The 11,599-nt window shown below is 41.6% G+C and carries 10 protein-coding genes; 5 read left to right on the plus strand and 5 right to left on the minus strand.

All coding sequences use genetic code 11. The annotated features are described in order from the left end of the window. Positions 1 to 106: 106 nt before the first annotated feature. Complete coding sequence (locus tag DJ568_RS09350; RefSeq protein ID WP_114004995.1) at positions 107 to 1,024, minus strand: sugar phosphate isomerase/epimerase family protein; 918 nt, start codon at positions 1,022 to 1,024, stop codon at positions 107 to 109. 278 nt (positions 1,025 to 1,302) lie between these two features. Continuing rightward, a complete protein-coding gene (locus DJ568_RS09355; protein WP_114004996.1) occupies positions 1,303 to 2,373 on the minus strand; it encodes a fatty acid desaturase in 1,071 nt (356 codons plus the stop codon). Between the two features lie 250 nt (positions 2,374 to 2,623). Between DJ568_RS09355 and DJ568_RS09360 the strand changes: the two genes are divergently transcribed. The 4 genes from DJ568_RS09360 (at position 2,624) to DJ568_RS09375 (ending at position 7,658) form a co-directional block, all read left to right on the plus strand. Further along, entirely contained in the window at positions 2,624 to 5,407 is a 2,784-nt protein-coding gene (locus DJ568_RS09360) for a TonB-dependent receptor (protein ID WP_147238738.1), read from the plus strand. A 15-nt stretch (positions 5,408 to 5,422) separates the two neighbouring features. Continuing rightward, entirely contained in the window at positions 5,423 to 5,836 is a 414-nt protein-coding gene (locus tag DJ568_RS09365; RefSeq protein WP_114004998.1) for a PH domain-containing protein, read from the plus strand. Continuing rightward, the gene (locus DJ568_RS09370; protein WP_147238739.1) at positions 5,833 to 6,522 is read left to right on the plus strand and encodes a hypothetical protein; all 690 of its coding nucleotides are present in this window, start codon (positions 5,833 to 5,835) and stop codon (positions 6,520 to 6,522) included. Before DJ568_RS09365 ends, DJ568_RS09370 begins: the two co-directional genes overlap by 4 nt. 182 nt (positions 6,523 to 6,704) lie before the next feature. Then, complete coding sequence (locus DJ568_RS09375) at positions 6,705 to 7,658, plus strand: hypothetical protein (protein ID WP_114005000.1); 954 nt, start codon at positions 6,705 to 6,707, stop codon at positions 7,656 to 7,658. Between the two features lie 187 nt (positions 7,659 to 7,845). On the opposite strand, the gene DJ568_RS09380 is transcribed toward DJ568_RS09375, so the two are convergent. From DJ568_RS09380 to DJ568_RS09390, 3 genes are all read right to left on the minus strand, one after another. Then, positions 7,846 to 8,358 (minus strand): hypothetical protein, encoded by a 513-nt coding sequence (locus DJ568_RS09380; RefSeq protein WP_114005001.1) that lies wholly within the window; start codon positions 8,356 to 8,358, stop codon positions 7,846 to 7,848. A gap of 320 nt (positions 8,359 to 8,678) precedes the next feature. Then, positions 8,679 to 9,176, minus strand: coding sequence for an FKBP-type peptidyl-prolyl cis-trans isomerase (locus DJ568_RS09385; RefSeq protein ID WP_114005002.1), 498 nt, complete (start codon positions 9,174 to 9,176; stop codon positions 8,679 to 8,681). A gap of 25 nt (positions 9,177 to 9,201) precedes the next feature. Further along, positions 9,202 to 11,211 (minus strand): thioredoxin domain-containing protein, encoded by a 2,010-nt coding sequence (locus DJ568_RS09390; RefSeq protein ID WP_114005003.1) that lies wholly within the window; start codon positions 11,209 to 11,211, stop codon positions 9,202 to 9,204. Positions 11,212 to 11,415: 204 nt separating this feature from the next. Between DJ568_RS09390 and DJ568_RS17475 the strand changes: the two genes are divergently transcribed. Further along, on the plus strand, positions 11,416 to 11,599 hold a 184-nt coding region (locus DJ568_RS17475), incomplete at its 3' end, for a hypothetical protein (protein WP_233496666.1).

Here is an 11,599-nt window from a genome sequence, read left to right on the forward strand (position 1 = left end):
TTTCCTCCCGGCAAAGCGGTATAATATAGTCACCTGCAAACAACGAGTTACCCCTTGCGATGCGGTTAGAGATTAACTATGCTATCGATAAACGCCAACTTCACCATCAATAACCCCATTTCTTCATCATTTTTAAATCAAGGCCTACGGATGCAATCGGCGCAAGCCCCTGGTATGATTCCTGTTCAACTACAAGATGCGTGGTACCGCCGACTTTTTTAGCTGCTTTTAATATTTGTTGCAACGGCACTTCGCCTTTGCCCAACACACAGCTTTCATATTTTGGCTTGGCATCTGCGGGTGCATCTACACGTATGGCGTCCTTTACATGTAATAGCTCAAACCGACCGGGATATTTATTTATATAATCAAGCGCCTTTGCACCCACCGCATACATGTTACCCATGTCAAGCTGATAGGTTACCAATGCCGGGTCGGTATTTTGCAGCATGTAATCAAATAACGGCATATCACCTATCTTACTGGTAAATTCAAACTCGTGGTTGTGGTAGCCGAATTTCATTCCATATTTTTTACAAAGTTCGCCGCTTTTGTTGTATTGGTCCATCAGGGGTTTCACACTCTCAGCAGTCATGTCGACACCATAACCCAATGACGGACTTAATACAAAACGCTGACCTAATTCGGCAGCATCTTCTACTGTATGTTTCCAGGCATCAGTAAAGTCATTTGTCGCAGTATTCCAATGCTGCCTGTTTAAACCCGTGTGGCCGCTGGGCATTTTAAGATCCAGATCATTTAAAATAGTTTTAAACTCCTTTACGCTGAAGCCGTAAAATTTACGGTCGTTATAACCGGCGTGTTCAACTTGTGAGTAACCCAAATCGGCAATTTTTTTTAATGTCCCTTTCGTATCCTTCTGCATATCATCACGTACCGAATACAGCTGTAAAACTATGCGTTGTAACTTTTTACTTTCTGCCAGTAACTGGTGCGGCATAACAGCTGCAGTTGTTGCGAGCAGGGCCGTATTCTTTAAAAATATTCGTCTTGAATTTTGCATAACTTGTTGTTTTATTGGTTATCCAGGTAAACTTTTATCATAAAATGGGCCTTAGCAAGAGCTTTGAACAGCATAGGTTTACCGATTTACTAAGGTAAGTATTGTCATCACAAAAGGAAGCCGTGCCCGAATAATGTTACAATAAATGATCTTATATGAATGGAACGCGCTTATCGAATAACGCCTTTGAACTAAAGAACTCTGCAATCCACATAGCCACTAATAAAATAGCCATCCTGAAATAGTTCAGGGTGGCTATTTTATACGTATTGTAATAGCTAGACTTTTGTAAGGAGCAGACCTGTTTCAGGACATATTTTATTTTGAGGTTCAGCTATAGCGTTGCAATAATTTGCGTAAAAGCTTTTTTTCGAATCATGATATGACGTAACTGCACCCATCGTATGCATAAATTTTATATAATACCAGGCCATATCTACCTGATGAGGCTTAAATCCCGACCGCGCACTTTTGGGAAAAAGGTGGTGGTTATTATGCCACTCGCCAGCCACAATACCGGGCCATAGCTGATTAACCGACATATCATTACGATTATGATCAACTCCTTCCCGGCGCGCGTCTTTACCCTTGCCGTGCCCCTCATAGTTAAATGTACGCACGCCTACTGCCCAAAAACCTGCCGCACCAAACAGCGCACATGCAAGGGGTATACCGCCTATTAAGTAAAATGCCGTAAACCAAAATCCCCAGCTAAGTACTACGCCCGCTACTGTATAAAACGGATTCGCCACAGTTCCCCATTTTTGATATTGTTTGTAAGTATTGGCTTTAACACCAGTATGGCGCATAAGCATTACACAGCGGTTGTAATCGGCCTCGCTCATGTTACGGTTAATAGGTTGGTGGTTTGCATCTGCCAAAAAACAATATAAAAAGCCACCCTGCGCGTTATAAGGATCACCCGGTTTATCAGAAAGCGCGTGATGTACGTGATGAGATACAACGTAAATCTCTTCGGGGATAATTTTAAGTGTTAAATTTTGTGTGATAAAGCGCCAAAAGTTATTGCGGAATTTGAAGGCCTTATGCGTGCAGTACCGGTGATACCAGATAGTACCGTGGGTACCCATAATTACCATACTGTACAAAAATGTTACTACTAATAAAGTAATACTAAAATATTTAAAAATAAAAAGTAGAAAAAACGGTGTTAATGTAAGCACCATAAACCAGCTTAAAAATGGCAGCCAGTTACGCCGGTTACTGAAAATATTCAGTCTACTGAAAAATTGTTTAAAAATTTGGCTCGCAGTAGGCTTTGCCAGGTTTCCGCACTTATCTGTCCAACCGTAAGCAGGCGGTTCCAGCACTGTATTTAAAAAAGCCATATTAGAAAACAAAGGGAATTAAGAAGTGAATTTGCTGGTAAGGTAGCTTAATTATTTTATAGTTAAGCTAAAAAATACACAACACTTAAGAATAAACGTAGAATTGCTGTTTTGAGTATCAAAGGTTGTGATTTATTCTTTCATTACCTATTTTGCAACATTTACATTACAAGTGCGCTCGTTTTTCAGTATACCTATATCTTCATCCGCTTAACCAACGCTTCAACTGCAACCAACCTTGAAAATATATGTGCTTTTATTTGTTTTGAGCTTATTTGGCCTGCGAAACGCCCTGGCTCAAACAGAGCGGGAAATTACAGGAACGGTAGTTGACAGTGCGAATATTACAGTGCCCGGCATCAATATAAAAATGTTGGCCGGGCCGGATAGCGCTTACATAACATCTGACTTAAACGGAAAATTCAAATTTGCAACTCGTGCCCAAAGCTTTAAGCTGATATTTTCAGGAATGGGTTACATAACTACTACCCGTGAATTTAAACTACAGGCTGGTACAGGGCCGGTTTCACTGGAAAAAGTAACGTTGCCGTACCTGGTTAATATGCTTACTACTGTTCATATCAACGCTGTGAAAAACCCGGTTACCATTAAAGAGGACACGGTGGAGTATAACGCCCAATCGTACAAAGTGCGTGAAGGCTCACCAGTGGAAGATTTGTTAAAAAAGCTGCCCGGGGTAAATGTAGATAAGGCGGGGAATGTTGAAGCGCATGGTAAACCAATAACTAAAGTACGGGTAAACGGTAAAGACTACTTTAGGGGCGATGTGCAAACTGCTACCCAAAACCTGCCCGCAGACGTTGTTGAAAATATACAGGTGATAGACGATTATGGCGACCAGGCTAACCGAACAGGTATAAAAACCGGTGAACCGCAAAAAATTCTTAATATCACCATACAAAAGGGAAAACGTAAAGGAGCATTTGGCCAGGTTACCACGGGTGCGGGCAGCGAAGGACGTTATATGGTACGACTTTCGGCAAACGCATTCCAGGAAGAGAGGCAGATATCAGTTTTAGGCAATATCAACAATACCAATAGCAACGGATTTAACTTTGGCGGCGGTGGCAACTTCGGCGGCGGGGGACGCGGGGGCGGCTTTGGCGGCTTCGCAGCGCCTACCGGCATTGTAACGAACCGTTCGGCAGGGTTTAATTACCGCGACCAATTGGGCAAAAAAGTTACGGTGTACGGCAGCTATAGCTTTGCCAATCGCGACCGGGATGCGAACAGCACTTCGGAACAGACGGAGCTTTATAAGGACTCGCGAATTTTACGTAACAACCAGGGTATTAACGGCAGCTCAAACTTCGACCACCGGCTTGATTTTAACCTGGAATATGATATTGACACATTAAATTACCTCAAGATCAGTCCGGATTTTTCATACTCCGGCAATGATAATATCAATAGCACCAATTTTTTTAATATCATAAGTACAATTGATACGTTAACCGACAAAGTAATTAGAGCTGACACTATCGCCGGCAAGCAATTTACACATAATCGGTCATCGGCACCCAGCGGGGGCATCAACGTGCTTTATAACCACAAATTCCGAAAAAAAGGCCGCACCTTCAGCATAAACACAGGCTTTAGCTTTAACCGGAATGAAAATATTTTGGATGATCAATACGCCGCAGCCCGGGCAAATGGCGATAGCCTGCTTTATCAGCAAGTAAATTCACATACCGCCACACAACGCACGTATGCTAACTTCTCGTACATAGAACCGGTAGGCAAAGCCACCTACCTTGAAGCCGGGTATAACTTTAACCGCAACAATAATGAAAACGACCGATTAAATTATAGGATTGACCCTGAAACTGACCGCGAAACCTACATGGATTCATTAAGTACCGATTACAGCTTTCAGTTTATTACCCATCGTATAGGGCTAAATTTCCGGGGCGTTAATCCTAAATTTAACTACACCATAGGCTTTGCGGCGCAACCAACGCTGCTTAAAGGCCAGTTCAGGGGCTATCAATTATCTACCACTACTTTTAACTGGATACCCAGCGCAAGGTTCACTTATACTTTTAAACGAAACCAAACCCTAAGTATAAATTATAACGGAAGCAATAACCAACCGGGGTTTGCACAACTGCAACCCCAGCCTGACTTATCCAATCCACAAAACAAAATTTATGGCAACCCGAATTTAAAGCCTGAATTTACTAACAGCATTAATATAAATTATAACCAGTTTGATATGAAAAGCGGCACTTCACTGTTTGCTAATGTTGCCGTTAACCAAACATCTGATAAAATAGTGTCAAATACTACCAATAATAATTTGCTTGATAGTGCCGGCAACCTTGTACGTATTGTAAGAGAAACCCGCTATATAAATACCAACGGGTTTTATACAGTAAACGGCAACTACAGTTTTTCTAAACCATTTGCAGAAAGAAAGTTTACAGTTACACTGCATGGCAATGCCAACTATAATAACAACGTTTCCTTTATCCAAAATGAACGTAATATCTCTCAAAACTGGATTTTAACCCAGGGTGTAAAATTCCAAACCGATATAGACAGTATTATAGACAGCGAAATTAGCGCGAGCTATACTATAAACAATACGTATTATAGCTTACCATCAACCATTGATGCTGACGCGCGTACATGGGTATTGGGATTTAACGGGCGAAATTATTTTTTTAAACGCTGGATTCTTGGCTATAACTTTTCACAAACCATAAACAACGGCTTCAGCAGTACAGTGCGGGCCAATCCAACACTTATATCATCATACGTTGAGTACCAGTTTATGAAACGCAATATAGCGTCGTTAAAATTACAGGTATTTGACCTACTTAACCAAAACACGGGTGTAACGCGCACCGTAAGCGGCAACCAGATAGTTGATACACGTATTAACCGTTTAGGAAGATATTTTTTGCTTACCTTTAGCTTAAGGCTGCAAAAATTTGCAGGCAAAGGCGCCGGAAACGGCATGTTTAACCAGGGTAGCCGTGGTTTTGGCCGACCGCGGAGGGGCGGTTGATAACAACAGGTGATTATGTTACAAAATAGAGTATTCAGATCTAAAACCGGCTTTGTGGTTTGGGTGCCCATAGCCTTGTGTTGCGGCATTGCAGTGTTGGCATGGTATACGGATAATTTAGTACTTTTTCCTGTTCTTATCATCGGTTTTGGGTTGTTGTTAACCCTGTGGTTGTTAAACACGTCATATAGCATTACAGCAGATGGGCTACTCAAAATACGGTGTTTCGTGCTACGTATCGATATACCAATACATGTCATCACAAAAATTAATAAGTCAAAAAGCATTACCAGTGCCGCCGCTCTGTCTTCAGATAGATTGGAGGTATGGTACAACCGTTATGACTCCGTTATTATATCCCCAAAAGCGAAGGATATTTTTATCGCTGCCTTAAAAGAAGTAAATCCTGCTATAAAAGTTAACTTGTGAAAGCTTATTATTTACTAACCCTACTCATTTGTATAACCTATACCTGCGCTGCCCAGCAAACAGTGGAGCGAAAAGAAAAGTCGTTTTACGGGCTAACTGAAAAGTACAGTGTACTGGCTGACAGCCCTGAAATTCGCCATGGCTTATACCAGGCCTTAAACAAAAAGATTGCGGTAGCCAGCGGTAGCTATAACCGGGGAAAACGGGCAGGATTATGGCATTTTTACAATGCTGCGGGTAAGTTAATACAGCATTATAATTATAGCACCCGCACGCTTACCTATGAGGCGCCCGAAGATGCTTCGTCATCCATGAGGTATGTTCTGGACAATTCGTTTACAGCCAATGATACCGTAGTTAAACCCATAAAACCAGGGGGAGTTTTTTTTGGCTACCTGCCTTATTTGAAACACTTTGTTTTACCCCACGACATTTACAATGGTGATGCAGACCAGTTTATGGCTGTGGTAGAATTGCTGGTAAGCCCCGGTGGCCGCCTGGCCGACTATAAAATCAGGGTGGGTTCGCAGCTTTATAATTACAATAAAGTGGCCGATATGAGTTTAGATTTACTCGACGAAGAAGATAAACAATTTGTGCCCGCTACACTTAACGGCCAACCGGTAGCCATCAGTGTTTTTATTACCTGCCGCATAAACCACCGCGGACAACTGGAATACAGGTAGGCTGTATATAGACGCAATTTTATCAGGTCAAATATCCGCACCGGGTACGCTTAAACCGCCAATTACTCACTTTCGGGTATTGTCTGTAATGGTTAAGCAGGATACTTTTACGCATGCTACCTGGTTACAACGCCACAATTATAACACCTTTACGTACTAACACTAATTAACTATATAACACTATGAGAAAAACCACTACACTATTGCTATGCTGTTTTATTATAGCTGCTACCGGCTGTAAAAAGGCCAGAGAGATAAAAGACCAAGTAAAGGAAAAAGTACTTGCGGCCTATTGGGGTGACGTTGACGGGCTTACTATTGAACTTGACGGCAACGAAGGCCACGTAGTAGATTTTGGCACGTCGGGCTTAAGGACGAACAAAGACGTTTTTACACCTGATATGCCTTTTTTAAAGAATATTTCACGTACCGGCCCCGACACCTGGGATGCTGAAGTAGTAACAGGTACATACAATGGCTCGGAAAAACTGATGAGCATTACTTATACGCCTACTACTATTAAAGTAACTACCGGGGATAACGGAGGGGAAACTTTGACCCTTACCAGCGCTGATTCAAAAAACTGGACTAAAAAGGCAGATGGTTACACGCCGCCGGCTAACCCGTATGGTGCTGATGATGATGACGACGACGAGGAACCCACAGGCCCGGTAACCTGTAATGCCACTATTGGTGAAACCAGCAGCGGCAACAATTTAACAATGAAAGATTACTGGCGTGGTATTACCGAATTTAAGGATGTTGAATTTGAATCTGAAGAATACAAACCGCTTTTTGGGGGTCCGGATGCCAGGTGCCATTACCGGTTGCGCGGCAAAACTACTGTGGGGGGCGGCAATGTGGTACCAATTAACATATACCTGGGCCATAAACCAACCAAAAACGAAACATTTGTACTGGTTGAAAATGATGACGCATCAATAATGGTGCTTGGAAATAACGAAGCTGCAATAGGTTTTGAGCATTATTGGTATAATTTAGCTGGTACGCTTACGGCGACTGTATCAGGAGGTACTATTACGGTTACCGCAAATGATGTAGAGATGCATAGTAATCAGTCTACCTGGAATGGTAAACCATTTTTTTTAACCAGTTTGAAATTAACAGGTAAATAACTTAAACCTATATCACCAAAAAGCCGCCGGGTTTATTCAACACGGCGGCTTTTTTACTCTTAAACAATATTATTGGCATGGATGGATTTAATCCACTAATGCCGGTAAACAGTATAAGTTATTTCATCATCTATCCGATGGTATATCGACAGACAGGATTCCCTGAATTACCGGCAGTTTTAAGATATTAAAAAAGATCATCGAATTGAACGTACTCGATAGGCCGGCCAGCATATGTGCTTCCATATGGAACTACTGTTGGCGAAATATAATTAGTAGTTAATAAAGGTGGCTGAGTAAAGGGATATGTACCTAGGGAAAGGCTATGCTGCCCTGCATTTAGTACTATATTTTCCGTTTGTGTGTTGCTGTAACTACCTACAACATAACTGGCTTTTATATTTGCTGATACATTAGTTGGAATGACAGCCGGAACCAATGATCCGTTAATTACTTCACCGCAGCTAAAAGCCAGGGAATAGTCATTAGTAGTGCTGCTATATTTATAAAGAAACACTACATAAAATTTGTTTGGATCCAGATAAAAATTCAAACCATACATTTTGGCCGTTGAATAAAGGCCATACTTTTGAATGGATGTACGGTTATCCGTTGAAGACTCTTTTTTACTAACTGTTTTTGCAGATGTTGCCAGGATCAAAAGCATCAATCCCATCAGGATGTTTCGAGTTGTTTTCATTTTTGTTGATTTAAGGTTTAAATAATTGTAACGGTGACGTTTACCCAATTAAGGGTATGGAAAAAAGAGTATTTTTTTTTAATGTTTACTTGGTAAAAAAATTTAGATGGATAATTGGTTAATGTTTTGTTGAACGAATATATTAGAATTTGCAAATAAAAAAATATTTAATTTACAATTAACCCAATTATAAAGTAAAAGGCTGCCTCATAAGTTCGAGAACAGCCTTTTTTTCTTTAATATATATGGGTAAAGGGGGAGAACGTTTTTATATATACGATCCTCAGAGCCCGATTTTACTTATAAGCCAACCATTAGTGTTAATGATGATGATGACCATCCGGACCATGCGCATGTCCATGTGCCATTTCCTCCTCGTTTGCAGGGCGCACATTAAGGATAGTGCCTTTAAAGTGCAATTCCTGTCCCGCCATTGGGTGGTTAAGGTCAACAATAACCGAATCTTCGGCTATAGATACCACCTGACCTTGAAAACGATGACCCTGGTTATCCTGTAACGGTAAAATGCTTCCGATCTCGGGCATATCTGTGCCGTCAAACATTTCCTTCGGCAGGTTGGCTACCGCTTCTTCATCATATTCGCCATAAGCATCTGCTGCTGATAACCGAAAGTCATATGCATCACCCGTAGAGAGGCTGCTAAGGTTTTCCTCAAATTTAGGCAGCATTTGCCCTGCACCATATAAAAAGGTTAAAGGCTGCTCTTCTGTAGCTTTCTCTACAAATTCTTCGGTGCCGTCCTTATCAACATATAAATCGTATGTTAATGACACTACGTGTTTTGATTCAATTTTCATTCTTTATTATTTATAGTATAAAAAATCAGGCCTCAATTTGTTTTAAAGCCTCTGCAGTACTGTTAGCCGGAAGCCCGCAGGTTTTATCGCGGCATATAAATATTTGCGTTTGCGAAGCAAACTTGTTCTGCAGCAAAGGTAAACTTCCTGTGCTACCTCCCAACATAATTTTATTAGGAATATACCTATTTTCAACTTCTTTGCGATATTTTTCAGCATCATCTCCTGTTACAGCTATTTCATATACGCCAAACACTTCATCCATCAGTAAAATGATCCAATTAGAATAACCCGAACCATATTTAGGCAGATGCGGCACAATATTGCTTAATAACTGCGCCGAGATTTCGTGGTACATTTCTTCGTCAAACAGCAGGCCAAGCTTTTTTAAGTTACGCGCCATAGCCGAATTAGATGCCGGTGTAACCCCATCCATAATCTCGGTTTTACGGGCTATCAGTTGCTCCCTGTCGTCGGTATAAAAAAAGATGCCACCTGCCGGGTCATAATAAAATGTGATGGTAACATCTGCGAGCTTTTTGGCCAGTTGCAGCCAATCCTCATCAAATGTTACTTCATATAACGCGATGTAGGCGTCAATGACATTAGCATAATCATCTAAAAATGCCATGCCGTCGCCCCCTTTTACTTCCTTTTTATAAATGCGGGAAAGCCGTCCTTCAGTATTTATCAAGTTATCTTGTATAAAGCGGGCATTTGATAATGCATACAGCAGATAGTTGTCGTCGTTAAAAGCGCGATACGCATCACACAGGCCTTTCAGCATAAGTCCGTTCCATGATGCCAGCACCTTATTATCAAGCCCCGGGCGCACCCGAAGGCCCCGAACCTCAAAAACTTTTTTGCGCGATGCCTCTATTTTGGCCGTAAGTTCATCAACTGTTATACCCAGGCTGGCGGCTAGTTCGCTGTCGTCCGTCTTTCTGAAAAGGACATTGGTAGACTCCTCTTCCCAGTTGGGATCTTCGGTGATATTATAATAAATGCAGAACAGAGCGGCATCTTCACCTAATATTTCTTCTATTTCGGGCTTTGTAAAGGTATAAAACTTACCCTCTACCCCTTCGCTATCAGCGTCCAGGGCAGAATAAAACGCTCCGTCGTCTGAGGTTAGTTCGCGCAGCACAAAGGTAATGATCTCATCAGCGGTTTTACGGTACAGCGGGTTTGGCTGCCAGGTATAAGCTTCGGCATAAAGGCTCAATAACTGGGCATTGTCATATAACATTTTTTCAAAATGCGGTACGTGCCAACGGCCGTCAACCGCATAACGGGCGAAACCACCGCCTATATGATCATATATGCCCCCATAGGCCATCTTTTTAAGCGTTAGTTGTACCAATTCACTGGTTTGCTCATCCTTCATTAAATAAGCATAACGCATTAAACATAGCCAACTGTTAGGCATTGGAAATTTTGGTGCTGAGCCAAAACCGCCCTCTACCCTATCAAAATATTTTTGCCAGTTTTTATGCACAAACTGCAAATCGCTAATGCTATATTTAGCATCCGGTATAGGCACCAGATCAACCGACTCATATTGTTGTATGCCCTCGGTGAGGCGCACGGCGTATTCCTCCGCTTCTTCGGGTTTTGTTTTATAAAAGTCGGCCAGGTTAAATAATAATGATACCCAATCATTTTTGCGGAAGTATGTGCCACCGTAAATGGGCCGCTGATCGGGCAGGCAAATACAATTGAGCGGCCACCCGCCCCTGCCGCTCATTAGTTGAACGGCGCTCATGTATACCTGGTCTACATCCGGACGCTCTTCACGGTCTACCTTAATACAAACGAAATGTTCATTCATCACCGCTGCTACATTTTCGTCCTCAAAACTTTCATGCTCCATAACATGGCACCAATGGCAGGCGGAGTAGCCTATACTCACCAATATCAATTTATTTTCGTCTTTTGCCTTTTGCAGTGCTTCAGGGCCCCAGGGATACCAGTCGACCGGGTTATTTACGTGCTGCAGCAGGTATGGCGAAGTGGAATTGGCAAGATGGTTCATTTTTATTAGCGAATAATGTATTATTTAAGAATTAAAAATTGCTGAATTTGTTTGTAAAGATGCAAAGTAGGTTTGTTACTTTAATGAATGTCTGGGCCGCTAATCATTCTGATGATGCCAGATATCACAGGCGATGTTTAGTGTTAACGCACAGTTAAGAGATTGCTTCGTACCTCGCAATTGTAAAGGTCAGATAATTCGGCAATGGAATTAGCTTTAACAAATAAAGCTATAGTTATGCGCAACAATAATAATGACCTGACATTAAAACGTAATTATCTAAGTAAATATCGTTTTCTTATTAGTGAGTATGAGCAGGTAAAGCGAGGAGAGCACCCTACTTTTAGGTTTGCCAAAGATTTCTATTCAGCACATGATACTGATCCGA

It is taken from the genome of Mucilaginibacter hurinus (assembly GCF_003324525.1).
In the GTDB taxonomy this organism is placed as follows: Bacteria; Bacteroidota; Bacteroidia; order Sphingobacteriales; family Sphingobacteriaceae; genus Mucilaginibacter; species Mucilaginibacter hurinus.

Excerpts from the sequence above, each read along its gene's own strand:
- DJ568_RS09365 (WP_114004998.1), top strand. The coding sequence starts at position 5,423 with ATGTTACAAAATAGAGTATTCAGATCTAAAACCGGCTTTGTGGTTTGG.
- DJ568_RS09390 (WP_114005003.1), bottom strand. The coding sequence starts at position 11,211 with ATGAACCATCTTGCCAATTCCACTTCGCCATACCTGCTGCAGCACGTA.
- DJ568_RS09385 (WP_114005002.1), bottom strand. The coding sequence starts at position 9,176 with ATGAAAATTGAATCAAAACACGTAGTGTCATTAACATACGATTTATAT.
- DJ568_RS09375 (WP_114005000.1), top strand. The coding sequence starts at position 6,705 with ATGAGAAAAACCACTACACTATTGCTATGCTGTTTTATTATAGCTGCT.
- DJ568_RS09350 (WP_114004995.1), bottom strand. The coding sequence starts at position 1,024 with ATGCAAAATTCAAGACGAATATTTTTAAAGAATACGGCCCTGCTCGCA.
- DJ568_RS09380 (WP_114005001.1), bottom strand. The coding sequence starts at position 8,358 with ATGAAAACAACTCGAAACATCCTGATGGGATTGATGCTTTTGATCCTG.
- DJ568_RS09355 (WP_114004996.1), bottom strand. The coding sequence starts at position 2,373 with ATGGCTTTTTTAAATACAGTGCTGGAACCGCCTGCTTACGGTTGGACA.